Source organism: Halomonas sp. V046 (assembly GCF_052645355.1).
The window spans coordinates 196,460-215,574 of record NZ_JBQXYF010000008.1 but is presented as its reverse complement, the minus strand read 5'-3'; the positions used below and the strand labels follow the sequence as shown (position 1 = coordinate 215,574).

Genomic DNA, 19,115 nt, shown 5'->3' with positions numbered 1-19,115 from the left:
GGGTATTGCCCCGCCGCTCCGCGGCGTGTCTTGTAGCGATCCGCGTCGGTCTAGTGACGCTTCAGCGTCATTTATGTGCTGAATTAGACCAATGTGGTATGTAATTGGTATTCAATTGGTCTCTATTCGGGTCTATATTGGTCTTATGACCCGTTGACTGAGGTATGCCATGGATTCGCGCTTCGAGAAGCTCACTCTGGACGCTGCGTTGGCGACTCCCCTGTATCGCCAATTGGCGCGACAGCTGGAGCTTGCCATCCGAGAAGGGACCTGGCGTGCCGGCGAGGCCTTGCCGTCGGAGCGCAACCTCGCCGACGCGCTGTCGGTGTCGCGAATCACCGCACGCAAGGCCATCGACCAACTGGCCGACAGCGGCCTGATTCGTCGGGACCGTGGCTCGGGCACCTTTATCCGGCCGAGCATGAATCAGTCGCTGACACGCCTGGCGAGCTTCAGCGAAATGTTGACCCGCCGGGGCTTCACACCGCATTCACGTTGGTTGTCCCGTGAGCTGTGCACCCCGAGCAATGAAGAGAATCTGCGCCTGGGCCTGTCGGCCAACGCCCAGGTCGCCCGGCTGAAACGCCTGCGCCTGGCCGACGATGTGGTGATGGCGGTGGAGGAGAGCTGTCTGCCGGTGACGGTGCTGCCGGACCCCGAGGCGGTCGAAAGTTCTCTTTACAACTGGCTGGAGGCCGCGGGGCGGCCGATCGTCCGGGCACTGCAGCAGGTCACGGCGGTCAATGCCGACGCCGATCTGGCGCGCCTGGCCGAGGTGGAGCAAGGGCAGGCCCTGCTCAAGGTGACGCGGCTTGGCTATCTCGCCGACGACACTCCCGCCGAGCTGACCATTACCTACTGTCGTACCGACTACTACGACTTCAATGTCGAACTGGCGCGCTAGGAGGCCCTATGTCGTTATCCACGCAGTCCCCGTCCTCACTACGCGGCAACCTGCTGACGCCGGACGGGTGGCGTCTGGGCGAGTTGCATGTCGACGGCGGTCGGATCTGTCGTGTCGAGGGTCCGGTGGTCGATCCGGCCGATAACGACCTGCCGCGGTTGCTGCCGGGGTTCATCGACTTGCATGTGCATGGCGGCGGTGGCGCGGATGCCATGGAGGGACAAGCGGCTGTCCGTACCCTGGCCGAGACCCATCTGCGCTTCGGTACCACCAGCTTGCTGGCGACCACCATGACCGCGCGTCGTGATGAGGTGCGTCGGGTGCTTGGCGAAATAGCCGCCTATCTGGAAGCGCCGTCGACGAGGGCAGCGCGGGTGTTGGGCGTACATCTCGAGGGGCCCTACATCAACCCCGGCAAGCTCGGCGCTCAGCCGGCCCATGCCCAGACCGCGACCATCGAAGAGCTTGACGCGTTGCTGGCGATGGCGCCGATCAAGCTGATCACCCTGGCCCCGGAGCTCTCGGGCCATGCCGAGGTGATTCGCTATCTCAGTGACCGGGGCGTTCGGGTTCAGCTCGGGCATACCCTTGGCAGCTACGAGGAGGGTGTCGAGGCCCTGGCTCACGGTGCCTGCGGGTTTACCCACCTGTTCAACGCCATGACCGGCCTTCATCACCGCAAGCCCGGCATGGTCGGGGCGGCCTTGGCTCACGCCGAATACGCCGAACTGATTCCGGATCTGTTGCACGTGCATCCCGGTGCGATTCGGGCTGCCTTGCGCTGTATCCCTCGCCTGTACGCGGTCACCGATTCCACCGCGGCGGCCGGCATGCCGGATGGTGAATACAGGCTTGGCGAGCAGTCGGTCACCAAGTGCCTGGGCGGCGTGCGCCTGGCCGATGGCACCCTGGCCGGTAGCACCCTGACCATGGATCAGGCGCTGCGCAACTTCGTCACCCTCGGCTTGAGCCTGGCCGAGGCGTCCGACCGCCTGTCGCGCTTCCCCGCCGACTTCCTCGGCCGTCATGACATCGGCCGGCTGAGCGTGGATGCCAGGGCCGACGTCGTCACCCTCGATGCCGAACTCAATCTCGTGTCCGTCCATGTGGACGGCCGTCTCGTCTGTGGAGAGTCCCATGTCCCTCATGCTTGAAGAGGCGCTTAACGCGCCGGAACGTCTGCGCGGCCAGCTCGGGCGCAATCAGGAAATGTTGCGTGAACTGGGCCATCGGTTACGCGCCGAGCCACCCCGCGGCGCCGTCACCGTAGCGCGAGGAAGCTCCGATCACGCCGCCAGCTACTTCGCCTACCTGTGCATGCAGACCCAAGGCATCCCGGTGGCCTCGCTGCCCCCTTCGCTGTCGACCCTGGCCCGGGCGCCATGGCGCCTCGATGGCCAGTTGGCGGTGGCCATCTCGCAGTCGGGTCAGAGCCCGGATCTTGTCGCCAGCCAGGCCGCGCTCAAGGCCGGGGGGGCGCGTACCGTCGCCTTGGTCAACTCCCCCGAGTCGCCTCTGGGTGGGGAGAGCGACGTCGAGGTGCCCCTTTACGCCGGTGAAGAGCGCAGCGTCGCCGCTACCAAGAGCTACCTGGCGACCCTTTCGGCCGCTGCCCAACTCATCGCGCATTGGAACGAGAGCTCGCTGATGTTGAGTGCATTGAGCGAGTTGCCGGACCTGTTGGTCGAGGCCGCCGCTCAAGACTGGTCGCCCGCCATCGACGCGCTGCTCGAGGCCGACAAGCTGATGGTCATCGGGCGCGGTCCGGGCCTCGCGATTGCCCAGGAGGCCGCCTTGAAGTTCAAGGAGACGTGCGCCATTCAGGCCGAGCCGTTCAGCGCCGCCGAGGTGCGGCACGGCCCGATGGCGCTGATCGAACCGGGGTACCCGGTGTTGGTGTTCGCTCCTCCGGGACCGGAGCAGGCCGGACTGCTCGAACTGGCCGACTGGCTCGCGAGCGTCGGGGCCAAGGTGCTGCTGGCTGCCGACAACCGCGTCGTGCGTCGCCACCTGACCCTGACCGATGTCGGTCACGAGGCGCTGCAGCCGCTGTCGGTGATCCAGAGCTTCTATCCCATGGTGGCGGGGCTTGCCGCGGCGCGCGGTATCGATCCAGACAAGCCACGCCACCTGCGCAAGGTTACCCGCACGCTCTAAGGCCGATTTCAACCAACAACTATTCGGAGCCGATAATGTCATCCTCCTTTCTCACTCTGGTATCACCGGTCAAGGGGATCATCGTGCCCTTGGCCGAGGTGCCGGATCCCGTGTTCGCCGAGGGGGCTCTGGGCCAGGGCATCGCCCTGGACCCCCTCGGCGGCTGCCTGCATGCCCCCTTTGCCGGTGAAGTCATCCAGTGCGCCCGAACGCACCACGCCTTTACCTTGCGAAGCGACGACGGAATCGAAGTGCTGGTCCACCTCGGCCTCGATACGGTCGCCCTCGAAGGCCGGGGTATCGAGCCCTGCGTGAGCGTCGGGCAGCGGGTGGAAGCGGGGGAGCCGCTGTGCCACTTCGACGTCGATAAGCTGGCCTGCGAGGCATCGTCTCTGATCACGCCATTGGTGGTGCTGGACGCACCGGGGTGGCGGTTGACCGAGACCGGGCTCAGATCGGGGGAGGTGGTTCAGCGGGGGGACCCGCTGATCGTGCTCGAAGCGATCGCCAGCAGCGACCGGGCCGAGGCGTCGGCATCGGGACCTGGGCAGGAACGTCGTGTGGTGGTGGCGCTGGAAACCGGCTTGCATGCGCGCCCCGCGGCTCGCCTGCGGGCGATTGCACGGGAGCACGGGGTCACGCTGCGCGTTGGCCACGACGAGCTCATTGCCAGTGCCGAGAGTGTCAGTGGTCTGATGAATCTTGGCCTGATGTGCGGCGCAACGGTGACGCTGCTAGCCGAAGGCGAACGCGCCGAGGCGGCGCTGGATGCGGCCGAGCGGCTGCTGACGACGCCAGAAGGCACGCCCCCGGTCGCGGTAGCACAGGGCGTGTTGCCGGCGGAGCTGGGCGAAGGCCTTGTCGCCGGGTTCACCGCCAGCCCGGGGCTCGCCAGCGGTCCCCTGGCAAGGCTCGAGGTCGGGCTGCCCAACGTGCCGGAAAAAGGGCAGGGCAGCGCCCAGGAGACACCGCGACTCGACGCGGCCTTGACGGTCGTCGGGTCGCGGCTGGAAGCGGCTCGGGCTCAGGCCGAGCGTGCCGGTCAGAGCGCCGAGGCCGAGGTCTTCGAGGCACACCAGGCCTGGCTCGAGGACCCCGACCTGCGGCAGGCCGCCGTGGCACTGCTGGAGCAGGGGCGTGGCCCTGGCCAGGCCTGGCGCGAGGCGTTGGACGTCGAGGCCGAACGCCTCAAGGCCAGCGGCAATCCGATTCTGGCGGGACGCGTCGATGACCTTCGTGACCTGCAGCGCCAGGTCATGGCCGAGTTCAGCGATGCTTGCGGCGATGCCACGTCGGCGCTGCCCGACGGCGCCATTGTCGCGGCGGCGGACATGACGCCGTCGGCCTTCGTTGAACTGTGCACCCATAACCCTGCGGGCCTGGCCCTCGTCGCGGGAGGAACGACGTCCCACGTCGCGATCCTGGCGCGTGCTCGGGGCATTCCTTGCCTGGTCGCCATGGGCGAGGGCCTGCTCACGTTGGCCGAGACCACGGTGGTGCTGGATGCCGACCAGGGCCGCCTCGAGACTGCCCCCGACCAGGCCCGTCTCGATGAGGTCCGCCGCTGCCTCGAGCGGCGGCGTGCCCAGGCCCGGCAAGAGCGTGCCGAGGCTCACCTCGACGCGGTGACCCGTGATAGCCGCATGATCGAGGTGGTCGCCAATATCGGGTCCAGTGAAGAGGCGCGCCTGGCCGAGGACAGCGGCGCCGATGGCGTCGGCCTGATGCGCAGTGAGTTTCTGTTTCTCGGTCGCGACGCCGCACCGAGCGAAGACGAACAGCGCCACGAGTACCAGGCCAGTGTCGAAGCCATGCGCGGCAAGCCGGTGATCATCCGCACCCTGGATATCGGTGCCGACAAGCAGTTGCCGTATCTGACGCTACCCGAGGCCCCCAATCCTGCGCTCGGTGTGCGTGGCGTGCGTCTGTGGCAAAGCGAGCCGGCCCTGCTCGACACTTAGTTGAGGGCCCTGCTCGGGGTCAAGCCCTTGCGTCACCTGCGCATCATGGTGCCGATGATCAGCGATGGCAGTGAGCTCGAGTGGGTCCGTGAGCGACTCGAGGCGATGGCCGTCGAGATGCGCCTGACCGAATTGCCGTTGCTGGGTGCCATGATCGAAGTCCCCAGCGCCGCGCTGTGTGCCGGCGCCATGGCCCATGTGGCCGACTTCCTGTCGATCGGTACCAACGATCTGACCCAGTATGGCCTGGCCATGGACCGTGAGGACCCGCTGTTGGCGGCCCAGGCCGATGTCCTGCATCCGGGCGTGCTCAGGCTGATCCAGGCCAGCGTGAACGGCACCGCGGGTCGCTGTCCCGTCGGCGTTTGTGGTGCCGCCGCCGGCGACCCCCTGGTGGCGCCGCTGTTGATCGCCATGGGCGTCAATGAGCTGTCGGTGGAGCCATCGCGTATCGCCGCGGTCAAGGCCCTGATACGGCGCCTGGATGCCGCCATCATTGCCCGCGAGATCGACGCGCTGCTGGCCTTGCCCGATGCCCAGGCGGTGCGCCGTCACCTGACGCCACTGGTCGACTCCGCCCTTTTACCCGAGCTTACCCGCGAGAGGATCGTGTCATGACTGCCACCTTCGGATCCCGGATCATGGCGGCCCTGCAGCTGCTCGGCCGCTCCCTGATGCTGCCCATCGCCGTGCTACCCGTCGCCGGCCTGTTGCTGCGCCTCGGCCAGCCTGACCTGCTGGATATCGCCTTCGTCGCCAGCGCCGGTCAGGCGATCTTCGAGAATCTGGCGCTGATCTTCGCCATCGGTCTGGCCGTGGGCTTCGCCGATGACAGCAATGGTGCCGCAGGCCTCGCCGGTGTGATCGGCTACCTGGTCCTCGACGCCGTCCTCGCCAGCATCAATGAGGATATCAACATGGGGGTGCTGGCAGGCATCATCATGGGTACGGTGGCGGGGCTTTTGTACAATCGCTTCAAGGCGATCAAGCTGCCGGACTATCTGGCCTTCTTTGGCGGGCGGCGCTTCGTACCCATCGCCACGGGGCTTGCCGGGGTGGTGCTCGGCATCGCCTTCGGCTGGGGTTGGCCGCCGATTCAACACGCCATCGATACCCTGGGCCACTGGTTGATCGATGCCGGCGCCATCGGCAAGTTCGTCTATGGTGCGCTCAATCGTCTGTTGATCGTCACCGGCCTGCACCACGTGCTCAACAGCTTCGTCTGGTTCGTGTTCGGCGGCTTCGGCGAGGCCACCGGTGATCTCAACCGGTTCTTCGCCGGTGACCCAACGGCGGGTGGCTTCATGGCGGGCTTCTTCCCGGTGATGATGTTCGGTCTGCCGGCCGCGGCGCTGGCCATGTACCACACCGCCGCCAAGGACCGTCGTGCCCAGGTCGGCGGCCTGTTGATGTCGCTGGCACTGACCGCTTTCCTGACCGGGGTGACCGAGCCCATCGAGTTCACCTTCATGTTCCTGGCACCGCTGTTGTATGCCTTCCATGCGGTGATGACCGGGATCAGCATGGCCTTGATGCAGTGGCTCGATGTGAAGCTTGGCTTTACCTTTTCGGCTGGGGCCTTCGACTACGCGTTGTCCTATGGCCTCTCGACCAACGGCTGGCTGATGCTGCCGGTCGGTGGCGCCCTGGCGGTGATCTACTACGTCGTGTTTCGCTGGGCCATCGTGCGTTTCGACCTGCCGACCCCCGGTCGTGAGGTGGAGCCGCAGGGCGCACGGACGGTGACGGCCGAAGAGCTCGGAGAGCGAGGTCCGGCATTTGTGACGGCCCTTGGGGGGGCAGCCAACCTGACGAGTGTCGGTGCTTGTACGACTCGCCTGCGCCTGGTGCTCGACGATCCCTCGCGGATCGACGAGGCGGCGCTCAAGGCGCTCGGATCCCGCGGCGTGATGCGCCTGGGCGGCGGCGGGGTGCAGGTCATCCTCGGCCCGATCGCCGACAGCGTCGCCGACGAGGTGCGTGCCGCCATGGCCGCGGCGGGGCTCGCCCCGGAGGCCGCCCGCCCGGCAGCTAGCGGTCAGACGGCGGGCACCGGCATACCGACGACGAGGCTCGCCCTGAGTCAGGAGCAGGCCACGGCCTGGCGGCAAGCGCTCGGCGGCGAAGATAATGTGCGGCGTTTTGAAGTGCGCGCCGCTACCCGGTTGCGGGTGGAGCTTAAGCGTGACGGCGGGCTCGATGAATCGGCGCTCCGTCAGTTGGGTTGCCAGGGCGTGATGCGTGTCGGTGACGGAATATGGCACCTGATCGTCGGGCGTGACGCCGAGGCGCTGGTCGGCGCCCTGGCCCTGGACGCCAGTGCTCGCTAGTACGAGTTGGGCACGACCTTGAATGGACAACGGCACGCCTTTCGGCGTGCCGTTGTCGTTGATACGCGCTAGCCTAGACGTCCTCTACGGACGGGCCCTAAGGACCAGGGCTCATCGGATTCACCTGCGGAGCCGCCATGACGCCACATCTGATCGTATCCGACCTCGACGGCACCCTGCTGGGGGCCAATCATGACCTGGCCGAGGTCACCGTCCAGACCCTACGTGAGCTGGCCGCCCTGGGACACCACGTGGCGCTGGCCTCGGGGCGCCATCATCTGGATATGCTGCCCTTCTGTGAGCGCCTGGGGGGCGATGTGCACCTGATCAGCAGCAACGGAGCCTGGACCTTCGACCCGGCGGGACAGCGACGCCAGGCCCGCTACCTGGCGCCGGCACTGGCCAGGGCGTTGATCGACCTGCCGCGCCCGCCACAGGTGCGTTTGAACCTGTATCGCGATAACGCCTGGTTGATCGACGACCACGCCCCGGGGCTCCTCGACCTGCACGATGCGACCGGTTTCGCCTATCAGGTTCAGGCCTCCCCGGAGATGAACGAGGAGGGCGTCGGCAAGGCGCTTTACATCGGCATGCCTGATGATCTCGCCCTGATCGAGGCCGAGGCACGAGAGCTTGCGGGCGAACAATTGCATATCACCTACTCGATGGCGCATTCCCTGGAGATCATGGCGGCCGGGGTCAACAAGGGCACCGCCGTCAGCGAGCTGCTCGACTATCTTGGCCTGCCTGCGACCCGCTGTCTGGCCTTCGGTGACAACCTCAATGATCGGGAGATGCTGGCGTTGGCCGGGGAGGCTCAGGTCATGGCCAATGCCCATCCGAGCCTGGCGCAGGACCTGCCCGAGTCCCGCGTTATCGGTCATCACCGCGACGCGGCGGTGGCGCTCTGGCTACGTGAGCGCTTCGCCCTCGACCGCTGATGCGGCCCGGCAAACCCTGCACGGCTAGCCCTTGAGTGTTTCCCGGGAGACGTCGCCGCCGTGGTTGTCGAGCCTGAGCGCGTCGAGGCCGACGTCGGTGACGTTGCCACCATGGTGCAATCGCCGGACCGGCCGCGGTTAGGTAGGCTTGGGGAAAGGCCATGCTGGCCGGCCTGGCCGGTCGGCATGCTCGCCCCGACAATAATGAAGCGCCGCCCATGACGAAGGTCCCCGATACGCTCATCGTGGTCGATGACGACCCCGAGATTCGCGAGCTGCTGGTCGACTATCTAGAGCGCCACGGCTTTCGCGCCTTGGCCGCCGAGGATGCCGATGCGCTCTATGCGTTGCTCGACACCCTGACGCCTGCGTTGGTCGTGCTCGACCTGATGTTGCCCGGCCAGGACGGCTTCGCCATCTGTCGCCGGCTGCGTGAGCAAGGCCAACTGCCGATCATCATGTTGACCGCCAGTGACGATCATACCGATCGTATCCTCGGGCTCGAGTTTGGCGCCGACGATTACTTGAGCAAGCCCTTCGACCCGCGTGAGTTGCTGGCGCGAATCAAGGCCGTTCTGCGTCGCTGTCGTCCTTCGGCCGGCCTCGCTCGGGCCGCTGAAGCGCGGATGGTGGCCTTCGGTGACTGGTCGCTGGACAGGGTCTCGCGGGAATTGATCGATGGTCGCGGCAAGCGATCGGCGCTGACCGGCGCGGACTTCCAGCTGCTGCAGGTCTTTCTCGAGCGTCCCGAACAGGTGCTGTCGCGTGAGGAGCTGTACCGTTTGACCCGGGGGCGTCCGGCGCCTCCCCTGGACCGCTCCATGGACGTGCACGTCTGCCGCCTGCGTCAACGCCTGGGGGACGACGCGCAGGACTCGCCGCTGATTCGCACCGTGCGAGGGGAAGGCTACGTGCTGGCCGCTCGCGTCGCGGCGGTCGCCTGAGTCATGGGGCAGTGGCCCGAGGACGATTCGCCATCACCACTGCGCCATTGGCGGCGCCGGGCCGCGAAGGCGCTGCCGCGCACCCTACGCGGGCGCTTTCTGTTGATCATGATCGTCGGCGTACTCGGGGCCCAGCTCGCCAGCTATGCCTGGTGGAGCGCCCAGGAGCGTGACGAGCAGCATGCGCGCCTCGATGACATGTCGCGCAATCTGGCCTACAGCGTGGCGTCCACGGTGCGCTTCTTTCGCTCATTGCCCCAGGCCTATCGCCATGTGGCGCTGGATCAACTGCGTGACATGGGGGGCACGCGGTTCTTCGTCAGCATCAACGACCATCGCCTGGCGGTAGACGATCTTGGTGACGGCCCCGAGAAAGCCCTGGTGGTCGATAACCTGAGACGGGTACTCAAGCGCGAGCTGGGGCTGTCCGAGGTCGAGGTCGAATTCTCGCGACCCGAGACATTGCGCCTGCTCAATGCCGAGGTACTGTTGACCGAAATGCCACCTCGCTGGGGCCAGCACAGCCTGCTCTCGGCTTCCTTCGATCAGCCGATCGTGGTCTTGCAGCTGGCGTTGGACGAAAGCCAGTGGCTCTATGTGGCGACCCTGATTCCCATGCCCGGCGTGCTGCGCCCCGCCCATTGGCTACTCGCCGGCGACCGGCTGTTCGTGCTGCTGGTGGTCCTGGCCACGGTGATGGGCCTTTCCGGGCTAGGCATCCGCAGCGCTACCCGAACCCTGGGGCGCCTGGCCGCCGCGGCACGGCGCCTGGGGGAGGATCTCGACGCGCCACCGCTCGGTGAGAACGGCCCCCAGGAAGTGGCGACCGCCGCCGCGGCGTTCAATCGCATGCAGCGGCGGCTTCAGCACCAGGTCGAGGAGCGCGAACGCCTGTTCTCGGCGATTTCCCATGACCTCAAGACACCCATCACCCGCTTGAGGCTGCGTGCCGAAATGCTCGACGACGCCCATCAGCGAGAGCGCTTCACCGCGTCTCTCGATGAGCTCGACTGTCTGGTGCGGGGGGCGCTGGAGTCGGTCAAGGGACTCGACATGCACGAGCGTGTTGCGTTGCTGTCACCGCGCACGATGTTGGATGATCTGGCTGAGGAGCTGGACCTGCATGGGGGCAAGATCGAGGTGCAGGGGCAGGCCGATCCGTGTTGGGTCAAGCCCCTGGCGTTCAAGCGCGCCCTGTCCAATCTGCTCGAAAACGCGATCTTCTATGGCTCGGAAGTCACGGTCAGCCTGGCGGACAAGGAAGGCCGGCTATGGGTACGTCTCATCGACCGCGGCCCTGGCATTCCCGCCGACCAGCGCGACAGGGTGTTCGAGCCCTTCGTGCGCCTGGAGCCCTCGCGCAGCCGCCATACCGGCGGCAGCGGTCTGGGCCTTGGCATCGCCCGGCATATCATCGTCTCCCACGGGGGTAGCCTGACCCTGGGGGAGGCGGCGGGGGGCGGTCTCGACGTCACCCTGAGCCTGCCGCGCCCAGGCCCCTTCGCCGAACAGGACCGCGGTATCGCTAACCACCTTGCGACGCGTCCGTCGGCCACGGCGGTCGGGGATAAGACTTTGTAGCAATTCATCGCTGCCGCCGCCAGAGGCCTTGGCGTAGGCTAGGCAGGCTAGCGAGTCTTATTCGATCCGGCGGTGGCCGGATTCTCAGCGACGGGAGACCTTGTCAGATGAACGTTCGTGATCCGGCCTTTCTCGAGCGCCACGTGCGCGACACCATGGCCTTCTATCACCCCCGAGCCATCGACCCCCATGGCGGCTTCTTTCAGTACTTCCGAGATGATGGCTCGGTCTATGACGCCGACCATCGTCATCTGGTCTCCAGTGCCCGCTTCGTGGTGACTTATGCGCGCTATGCCCGGCAGCACGCTCGCCAGGCAGATCAGGCCGAATACCGGCACTGGGCCCGCCACGGTCTCAAGTATCTCGAGCAGGCCCACTTCCAGACACGGCATCAGGGCTATGCCTGGACCCTGCGTCACGGCGAGGTAGAAGATGGAACCCACCACTGCTATGGCCTGGCCTTTGTCCTGCTGGCCTACGCCGAGGCCTTTCGCGCCGGTATTCTAGAGGCCCGCGAGGGCATCGCCCGTACCCATGCCCTGCTCGACAAGCACTTCTGGCAGCCTCAGTGGCAGCGCTTTGCCGACGAGGCCGACCCGCACTGGCACCTGTCTGACTATCGCGGCCAGAACGCCAACATGCATGGCTGCGAGGCGCTGATCAGCGCATTCGAGGCGACCGGGAACAAGCGCTACCTGGACCAGGCCATGGCCATCGCCGCGGCGATCACCGGGGCCAACCGTGACCATGTCCATGGCTGGATCTGGGAGCATTACGATACCCAGTGGCGACGCGATCTCGACTACAACCGCGACGACCCGAAGCACCTGTTTCGGCCGTGGGGCTACCAGGTCGGGCATCAAACCGAATGGGCCAAGCTGCTGGTGCTGTTATCTCACCATCGCGATGACGCCTGGCTGATTCCTACTGCCGAGCGGCTGTTCCTGAGCGCCGCCGATGCCGGCTGGGATCGCCACCACGGCGGCCTGGTCTACGGTCTCGACCTCGATGGCAAGGTCTGCGATGGCGACAAGTACTTCTGGGTCCAGGCCGAGAGCTTCGCCGCCGCCGCACTACTCGCCGAAGCCACCGGCAAGGCGGTGTACTGGCGCTGGTACGAGACGCTATGGGACTACAGCTGGCAGCATATGATCGATCATCGCTTCGGCGCCTGGTATCGCATACTGAGTGCAGAAAATCGGTCGTATTCCGATGAAAAGAGCCCCGCCGGAAAGGTCGACTACCACACCATGGGCGCCTGCCAGGATGTGCTGGCGGTGCTGGCACGAATGGCGCCTGGCCACGTATCCCGGCGCTAGCGCGGCGCCTGCCCAAGAGGCGCAGAGCCGCCGACGCGAAACCCGCCCCGTGGCTTGGCGTTGACGAAACCGAGGCGCAGGCCTTGAGCGTGCGCCATACGCCGAGCCGAGGCGCCGTTTCGATGGCCGGGAGGCAGCGTCGTTCTGTGCCAGGCAGGTCGTTCCGAGAAATGCGCCGCTAGACGGACCAGGTGACACACAAGAAGGCCGGGCTGATGCCCGGCCTTCTTGTGTGTTGGACGCCAGGGGGCGGGTTGGGCTTTTGCCGTCCTGGTCTTACGGCGGCTGAGCCTGACCTGGTCGATTTCAAGGCAAGAGTCCGTCGAAACTCGACGATTTTTCGAGCGACAAATTCAGCGTCATGATGGCAACTTGGGAGTGGGGCCTGTCGACGTTGACTAGGCTGGCGATGCTCTGATCGCCGTTTGTACGCCTGACGGATGTGCCCGCGAAGTGGTCGCCGTCGTCTTACTTGCGTCAGGCCGTTGGCGGGGGCTGCATGAGGCACAGCAATGAACTAGCTGGCTCGGCGTATATGGCCGCCCACCAGCCGAGGAGCTGTTTGGGAGGCACTGCGGAAGAAACCCGCCTGCCCGAGGCTTTGGTGAGTGTCGGCGCGATTGGCACAGCCAAATATTACAAGACCGTAATATCCCGGCAATACTATTCAGCACTTGTTAACCCCACAAGGGGCGAGGATTGGGCTAGCGTGTCAGGACATCCCTGGTGGTGATTCGGCCATGTCGGGGATCGACCCTGGCCGCAGGCCGGTCCCGTCCGCCGCGACGTCGGTCCCGCCCAGTGACGCACGATGAGTTCGATAACAATGATCAGGAGAGACGCCATGTCTGCCAAGCTTCCGTACGCTCGCCGCGCCCTCGGCGCCTTCGTTACCGCCGCTGCCGTGAGCGTCCCAGCCGCCCAGGCGGGGGAGGTTGAGGTGCTGCACTGGTGGACCTCCGGTGGCGAGGCCGAGGCGGTAGGTACCTTGCGCGACCTGCTCGAGAGCGAAGGCCATACCTGGAAGGACTTCGCCGTGGCCGGTGGTGCCGGTGACAGCGCCATGACGGTGCTCAAGTCCCGGGCGATGTCCGGCAATCCGCCGGCGGCGGCTCAGATCAACGGCCCCGAGATTCAGGAGTGGGGAGAGCTTGGCCTGCTGGCCAATCTCGATGCGGTGGCCGAGGAGGGCAACTGGGACGAGTTGCTGCCTGGTGTGGTCGCCGACATGATGCAACACGATGGCCACTACGTGGCGGTGCCGGTCAATGTGCATCGGGTCAATTGGCTGTGGGCCAACCCCGAGGTGCTCGCCGATGCCGGGGTCGAGATGCCGACCACCTGGGATGAGATGTTCAGCGCCGGTGAAGCGCTGCGCGAGGCCGGCTATGTGCCGCTCGCCCACGGTGGCCAGCCATGGCAGGACGCGACCATCTTCGAGTCGGTGGTACTGAGCCTCGGCGGGGCCGACTTCTACCGCGACGCCTTCGTCGAGCTCGACGAAGACAGCCTGAAAAGCGACACCATGATCGAGTCACTGTCGACCTTCAAGCGTCTGCGTGGCTTGATGGACGAGGGCATGCCGGGACGTGACTGGAACCTGGCCACCGGCATGGTGATCAACGGCCAGGCAGCGATGCAGATCATGGGCGACTGGGCCAAGGGCGAGTTCACGGCGGCCGATATGCAGGCGGGCAGCGATTACCTGTGCGCGGCGGTGCCGGGCACCGAGGACGCCTTCACCTTCAATATCGACAGTTTTGCCATGTTCAAGCTGGACGACGAGGCCGCTCAACAAGCCCAGCAGACCATGGCACGATTGGTACTGGAGCCCGAGTTTCAGCAGACCTTCAACCAGATCAAGGGCTCGATTCCGCCGCGCACCGATCTCGACATGAGTGCCTTCGATAGCTGCGCCCAGCAATCCATGGCCGACTTCCAGTCGTCCCGTGAAGCCAGCACTCTGGTGCCGAGCTTCGCTCACCGCATGGCCATGCGCAGCGATGTCCAGGGGGCCTTCTTCGACATCATCACCAACTATTTCAATGATGAGTCGATGAGCGCAGAACAGGCCGCCGAGCGCCTGGCTCAGGCTGCTAGCCTGGCGTTCTGATTCTCCTGCCGCACGCGCAACGCTCAGCCCGGCGTCCGACGACATGACGCCGGGCTGAGGGGCGCTTCCCGAGGTATTCGTGATGACGTCTTCTTCGACTTCTGCCGCCAGCCGCCGGGCGGCGAGCGGGCCCGTTCGCGGGCGACGCTCGAGCGGCGGTCTACTTCAGGCCTGGCTGCCGCGCCTGGTGCTGGCGCCTTCGGTCGCCGTGTCGCTGTTCTTCGTCTACGGCTTCATGATCTGGACGTTCGTGCTGTCGTTGACGAGCTCGCGCATGCTGCCGAGCTACGACTTCGTCGGCTTCGGCCAGTACGCCCGACTCATGGCCAATGAACGCTGGTGGGTCGCGGCCTCCAACTTGGCGGTGTTTGGCGGCCTGTTCGTCGCCATCTGCCTGGTGCTGGGGGCCGTGCTCGCTATCCTGCTCGATCAGCGCATCCGCCAGGAAGGGGCGCTACGTACCCTGTATCTCTATCCCATGGCGCTATCGTTCATCGTGACTGGCGTGGTCTGGAAGTGGTTGCTGAATCCGGGGCTAGGCATTCAGGCGATGGTTCGCGGCTGGGGCTTCGATGACTTCGCCTTCGACTGGCTGGTGCGCTCGGATATGGCGGTCTACACCCTGGTCATTGCCGCGGTGTGGCAGGCCTCGGGCTTTGTCATGGCGCTCTTTCTGGCCGGGTTGCGCGGCATCGATGACGCGATCCTCAAGGCCGCCCAGCTCGATGGCGCGAGCCTGCCGCGCATCTACTGGAGGGTGATCATGCCGTGCCTGCGCCCGGTGGTGTTCAGCGCGGTGATGATCCTCTCCCATATCGCGATCAAGAGCTTTGACCTGGTGGTCGCCCTGACCGGCGGCGGCCCTGGGTATGCCTCGGATCTACCGGCCACCTTCATGTATGCCCACGCCTTCACGCGGGCCCAGATCGGGCTCGGCTCCGCCAGCGCCATGCTGATGCTTGGCGGCGTGCTGGCGATTCTGGTGCCGTACCTGTTCAGCGAACTGAGGAGCCGGCGTCATGACTAGCCAGGTCAGAGACAACGTGATTCGGCGTCGGACGCCCGGCGCCAAGGTGCTGCGCTTGATCCTGTATGCGGTGCTGGTGGTGGCCGCCGCGGCCTACCTGTTGCCGCTGGTCGTCATGCTGCTGACCTCGATCAAGCCGCTTGAAGAGATCACTCCGGGCACCCTGCTGTCGCTGCCGAGTGATCCGACCCTGGCACCCTGGATCAAGGCCTGGGGTGAAGCCTGTACCGGCATGCGCTGCGAAGGCGTCGGGGGCTATTTCTGGAACTCCTTCGCGATCGTGATCCCGGCGGTGATCATCGCAACCGCCATCGGCGCGCTAAACGGCTACGCCCTGACCAAGTGGCGCTTTCGGGGCTCGGAGCTGGTGTTCGCCATGATGCTGTTCGGCTGCTTCATCCCGTTTCAGGTGGTGCTGCTGCCCATGGCCCAGACCCTGGGTTGGCTGGGACTGGCCAGCTCGCGCTCGGGCCTGGTGCTGGTGCACGTGGTGTTCGGTATCGCCTTCACGACGCTGTTCTTCCGAAACTTCTACGTCTCGATACCCGACGAGCTGGTGTCCGCGGCCAAGCTCGATGGCGCCGGCTTCTTTCGCATCTTCTGGCGCATCCTGCTGCCGGTGTCGGCGCCGATCATCGTGGTCTCGGTGATCTGGCAGTTCACCCAGATCTGGAACGACTTCCTGTTCGGGGTGGCCTACTCGGGTCACGACACCCAGCCGGTGACGGTGGCGCTCAACAACCTCGTCAACACCTCCACCGGGGCCAAGGAATACAACGTCGATATGGCCGCCGCCATGATTGCCGCGGCGCCGACGCTGGTGGTCTACGTGCTGGCCGGCAAGTACTTCGTACGAGGCCTGACCGCCGGGTCCGTCAAGGGCTGAGGGCACGCCGGGAGAGCCAGAAAAGCACGCCGGTTGATCGGCGCTCAGGCCCGGCCTGGCGCTCACCACCGGATGACCGGGCAACGATGACCGCCTGGAAGCCAGCGCCGGCTCCAGGCACGAACCATAAGCGAGACCCCCCATGTCAGCATTGGAGATTCGCCACGTCTGCAAGGACTTCGGTACCACTCAGGTGCTCAAGGACGTCAACATCGCCATCGATTCCGGCGAGTTCTTGATTCTGGTCGGCCCTTCGGGGTGCGGCAAGTCGACCTTGATGAATGCCATCGCCGGGCTCGAACCGGTGACCGCCGGTGAGATTCATATCGGCGGCGAGGACATCACCTGGCGCACCCCCGCCGAGCGGGATATCGCCATGGTGTTCCAGTCCTATGCCTTGTACCCGAGCATGACCGTGCGCGGCAACATCGCCTTCGGCCTGGAAATGCGCAAGGTCCCGAAGGCCAGCCGCGAGGCCGCCGTCGAGCGAGTGGCGGATCTGCTGCAGATTTCGCACCTGCTGGAGCGCAAGCCTTCTCAGCTTTCCGGCGGCCAACGCCAGCGTGTGGCGATGGGCCGCGCCCTGGCGCGGGAGCCGCAGATCTATCTGTTCGACGAGCCCCTGTCGAATCTCGACGCCAAGCTCAGGGTCGAGATGCGCACGGAAATCAAGAAGCTCCATCAGCGTTTGAAGACCACCATCGTCTACGTCACCCATGATCAGATCGAGGCGATGACGCTTGCTGATCGCATCGCGGTGATGCGCGATGGCCGCGTGCAGCAATTGGGCACCCCCGACGAGATCTATAACGACCCGGTCAACGTCTTCGTCGCCGGTTTCATGGGCTCGCCCTCCATGAACTTCGTTACCGCCACCCTCGAAGGCGTCGCCGGCGATTACCGGCTGAGCATCGCTATCCCCGGCGGCGAGCCGTTGAACCTGCCCTGGCCCGCCGAGCGAGAGAGCGCCGGCCTCGCCGAGCGCATCGGGCAAGCGGTGCTGCTTGGCCTGCGCCCAGAGCATTTCAGCGAAGAAGACACCCGGCTGTCGGGTCAGGACCTTGGCGAGCCTTTCAGCGCCACGGTCAACGTGGTGGAACCGACCGGGGCCGACATCTTGATGAATGTTCCCCTCGGCGAGGCCGAGGTGACGGTGCGAGTCGGTCCGGACTGTCGTGTGGTCCCGGGGGAGGTGGTCAGGCTGCGTGTGGACATGCGCCGCGCCGTGCTGTTTGACCCGGCCAGCGAGTCTCGGCTGGCGTGAGGTCTGTCAGGGACAGCCGTGAGCGGTGAGGTAGACAGCCCTGAGCGGTGGTATAGACAGCCGTGAGCGGTGAGGTAGACAGCCGTGAGCGGTGGTATAGACAGCCGTGAGCGGTGGTATGGACAGCCGTGAGCGGTGGTATAGACAGCCCTGAGCGGTGATATAGACAGCCCCGAGCCGCTCCGACGGCGCCCCTGGGGCGATGCACAGATACGAGCGAGGACACCGTCATGAGTGATTTGCTTATCGATGCCGATAGCCCGCTGGACCGCACGCTTGCCGCGGACCCCGAACGCCTTGGGCAAGCCATTGCGGCGGCCAAGCGCGAGCTGCGCGAGCGAATCGGCGACGTTCGTGGTGCTTTCGCCAAGGCCGAGGCCGACGTGCTGGCTCAGGTCGAGCGAATAGGCGCCGAGCGGGGACGCGGCGTGCATCCTATACCGAGGCTTCTGGCCGATGACGTGATCGCGGGGCGCATCGGTGATGTCGACCGGGCGCGGCTGAAGGAGCGTGGTGCCTGCGCCATCGCCGGCGTTTTCGATCCCGACCGTGTGACGGGGTGGAATGCCGACGTCGGCGATTACCTGGCGCGTAATCGCTTTTTCGACCGCCTGGCTAACGCCGCAGAAGACAATTACTTCGGCGAGCTCAAGCAGGGTAAACCGCAGATCTACGGGCTCTACTGGTCGCGGCCCCAGGTTCTCGCCCGGCAGGACGCGCGTCTGAACAAGGTTCAGATCTTTCTCAACCGGTTGTGGCAGGCCCACGGCGAGTTCGATCCGAGCCGCATGACCAGCTACGCCGACCGCCTGAGGCGCCGGCCTCCAGGCTCCCAGAGCCTGGGGCTGTCGCCCCATGTCGATGGTGGCTCGGTGGAGCGCTGGCTCGATGGCCACTTTCGCTACGTCTACCGCGACGTCTTCGCCGGGCGCCCCGGGGCCTTCGATCCCTTCGATGCGCGAGGACGCACCCGGGTCGGGGAATTCTCTTCTCCGGCGGTGTGTTCGATGTTTCGTACCTTTCAGGGCTGGACGGCGCTGACACCGCAGCGAGCCGGCCAGGGCACGCTGAACCTGATCCCCATCGCCAATGTGATGAGCTATCTGCTGCTCAGGGCCTTGCAGGACGATGTGCCGGAAGACGAGCTGTGCGGCGCCAAGCCGGGCAGGGCCCTGTCGGTCGACCCCAGATGGCACGCACCGCTGTTGGAAGCGGTGACGCCGATCCCGGATCTTGCGCCCGGCGATACCATCTGGTGGCACTGTGATGTGGTCCACGCGGTGGACCCGGAACACGGCGGAGACTTCGACTCCAACGTGGTCTACATTGGATCGGCCCCCTGGTGTGACAAGAACGCAGCCTATCTGGAGGGGCAGTGGCAAGCCTTCCTCACAGGGCGGACGCCACCGGATTTCGCCGCGGACGACTTCGAGGTGGATTTCGACGGACGAGCGGGGCTCGACGACCTGACCGAGCTGGGGCTGGCTCAGCTCGGGCGCTAGATGCGCGGTGGCGACGTCGACGCGCAGGCGAAGGTGGTGGCGTGAAGGGTGTCTACTGGGCTCGGGGCTCGGGGCTCGGGGCTCGGGGCTCGGGGCTCGGGGCTCGGAGTCGCAGATTACGCGCGCACGCCATCGCGATATACGGCGGGCGTTGGTTGCCCGCTGGTCGGCTGACCCTAACGGCCG

Annotated in this window: 13 protein-coding genes and 1 pseudogene; all 14 read left to right on the top strand. The window is 65.8% G+C overall.

Annotated elements, in window-relative coordinates; genetic code table 11:
- The first annotated feature begins 169 nt into the window (after positions 1-169).
- The 14 genes and pseudogenes from ACUN9Y_RS12890 (at position 170) to ACUN9Y_RS12825 (ending at position 18,929) form a co-directional block, all read left to right on the top strand.
- Complete coding sequence (locus ACUN9Y_RS12890; RefSeq protein WP_445461115.1) at positions 170-904, top strand: GntR family transcriptional regulator; 735 nt, start codon at positions 170-172, stop codon at positions 902-904.
- Positions 905-912: 8 nt separating this feature from the next.
- Positions 913-2,058 (top strand): N-acetylglucosamine-6-phosphate deacetylase, encoded by a 1,146-nt coding sequence (gene nagA / locus ACUN9Y_RS12885; RefSeq protein ID WP_445461114.1) that lies wholly within the window; start codon positions 913-915, stop codon positions 2,056-2,058.
- Positions 2,042-3,061 (top strand): SIS domain-containing protein, encoded by a 1,020-nt coding sequence (locus ACUN9Y_RS12880; RefSeq protein WP_445461113.1) that lies wholly within the window; start codon positions 2,042-2,044, stop codon positions 3,059-3,061. The genes nagA and ACUN9Y_RS12880 overlap by 17 nt, the downstream gene beginning before the upstream one ends.
- A gap of 35 nt (positions 3,062-3,096) precedes the next feature.
- Positions 3,097-5,640 (top strand): annotated as a pseudogene (gene ptsP, locus ACUN9Y_RS12875) (phosphoenolpyruvate--protein phosphotransferase).
- Positions 5,637-7,352, top strand: a complete 1,716-nt coding sequence (nagE, locus tag ACUN9Y_RS12870; RefSeq protein ID WP_445461112.1) for an N-acetylglucosamine-specific PTS transporter subunit IIBC — start codon at positions 5,637-5,639, stop codon at positions 7,350-7,352. Before ptsP ends, nagE begins: the two are co-directional and overlap by 4 nt.
- A 137-nt stretch (positions 7,353-7,489) precedes the next feature.
- On the top strand, positions 7,490-8,293 hold the full coding sequence (locus tag ACUN9Y_RS12865) for a Cof-type HAD-IIB family hydrolase (RefSeq protein WP_445461111.1): 804 nt from the start codon (positions 7,490-7,492) through the stop codon (positions 8,291-8,293).
- A gap of 218 nt (positions 8,294-8,511) precedes the next feature.
- Positions 8,512-9,237 (top strand): response regulator, encoded by a 726-nt coding sequence (locus tag ACUN9Y_RS12860; RefSeq protein ID WP_445461110.1) that lies wholly within the window; start codon positions 8,512-8,514, stop codon positions 9,235-9,237.
- 3 nt (positions 9,238-9,240) lie between these two features.
- Positions 9,241-10,818 (top strand): ATP-binding protein, encoded by a 1,578-nt coding sequence (locus ACUN9Y_RS12855; protein WP_445461109.1) that lies wholly within the window; start codon positions 9,241-9,243, stop codon positions 10,816-10,818.
- Between the two features lie 107 nt (positions 10,819-10,925).
- Positions 10,926-12,137 carry an AGE family epimerase/isomerase gene (locus tag ACUN9Y_RS12850; RefSeq protein ID WP_445461108.1) on the top strand — a complete coding sequence of 404 codons (1,212 nt, stop codon included), beginning with the start codon at positions 10,926-10,928 and terminating at the stop codon, positions 12,135-12,137.
- Between the two features lie 844 nt (positions 12,138-12,981).
- The gene (locus ACUN9Y_RS12845; protein WP_445461107.1) at positions 12,982-14,250 is read left to right on the top strand and encodes an ABC transporter substrate-binding protein; all 1,269 of its coding nucleotides are present in this window, start codon (positions 12,982-12,984) and stop codon (positions 14,248-14,250) included.
- Positions 14,251-14,332: 82 nt separating this feature from the next.
- Positions 14,333-15,277: a carbohydrate ABC transporter permease gene (locus tag ACUN9Y_RS12840; protein ID WP_445461106.1), complete on the top strand. Its 945-nt coding sequence runs from the start codon at positions 14,333-14,335 to the stop codon at positions 15,275-15,277.
- The gene (locus ACUN9Y_RS12835; RefSeq protein ID WP_445461105.1) at positions 15,270-16,163 is read left to right on the top strand and encodes a carbohydrate ABC transporter permease; all 894 of its coding nucleotides are present in this window, start codon (positions 15,270-15,272) and stop codon (positions 16,161-16,163) included. Before ACUN9Y_RS12840 ends, ACUN9Y_RS12835 begins: the two co-directional genes overlap by 8 nt.
- Positions 16,164-16,305: 142 nt before the next feature.
- Positions 16,306-17,427: an ABC transporter ATP-binding protein gene (locus ACUN9Y_RS12830; RefSeq protein WP_445461104.1), complete on the top strand. Its 1,122-nt coding sequence runs from the start codon at positions 16,306-16,308 to the stop codon at positions 17,425-17,427.
- 230 nt (positions 17,428-17,657) lie between these two features.
- Positions 17,658-18,929, top strand: coding sequence for a YbiU family protein (locus ACUN9Y_RS12825; RefSeq protein WP_445461103.1), 1,272 nt, complete (start codon positions 17,658-17,660; stop codon positions 18,927-18,929).
- Positions 18,930-19,115 lie beyond the last annotated feature (186 nt).

Bases quoted from the DNA above. Each gene is read 5' to 3' on its own strand.
- nagE (WP_445461112.1), top strand. From the start codon at position 5,637: ATGACTGCCACCTTCGGATCCCGGATCATGGCGGCCCTGCAGCTGCTC.
- ACUN9Y_RS12860 (WP_445461110.1), top strand. From the start codon at position 8,512: ATGACGAAGGTCCCCGATACGCTCATCGTGGTCGATGACGACCCCGAG.
- ACUN9Y_RS12855 (WP_445461109.1), top strand. From the start codon at position 9,241: ATGGGGCAGTGGCCCGAGGACGATTCGCCATCACCACTGCGCCATTGG.
- nagA (WP_445461114.1), top strand. From the start codon at position 913: ATGTCGTTATCCACGCAGTCCCCGTCCTCACTACGCGGCAACCTGCTG.
- ACUN9Y_RS12840 (WP_445461106.1), top strand. From the start codon at position 14,333: ATGACGTCTTCTTCGACTTCTGCCGCCAGCCGCCGGGCGGCGAGCGGG.
- ACUN9Y_RS12865 (WP_445461111.1), top strand. From the start codon at position 7,490: ATGACGCCACATCTGATCGTATCCGACCTCGACGGCACCCTGCTGGGG.
- ACUN9Y_RS12835 (WP_445461105.1), top strand. From the start codon at position 15,270: ATGACTAGCCAGGTCAGAGACAACGTGATTCGGCGTCGGACGCCCGGC.
- ACUN9Y_RS12850 (WP_445461108.1), top strand. From the start codon at position 10,926: ATGAACGTTCGTGATCCGGCCTTTCTCGAGCGCCACGTGCGCGACACC.
- ACUN9Y_RS12890 (WP_445461115.1), top strand. From the start codon at position 170: ATGGATTCGCGCTTCGAGAAGCTCACTCTGGACGCTGCGTTGGCGACT.
- ACUN9Y_RS12830 (WP_445461104.1), top strand. From the start codon at position 16,306: ATGTCAGCATTGGAGATTCGCCACGTCTGCAAGGACTTCGGTACCACT.
- ACUN9Y_RS12880 (WP_445461113.1), top strand. From the start codon at position 2,042: ATGTCCCTCATGCTTGAAGAGGCGCTTAACGCGCCGGAACGTCTGCGC.
- ACUN9Y_RS12825 (WP_445461103.1), top strand. From the start codon at position 17,658: ATGAGTGATTTGCTTATCGATGCCGATAGCCCGCTGGACCGCACGCTT.
- ACUN9Y_RS12845 (WP_445461107.1), top strand. From the start codon at position 12,982: ATGTCTGCCAAGCTTCCGTACGCTCGCCGCGCCCTCGGCGCCTTCGTT.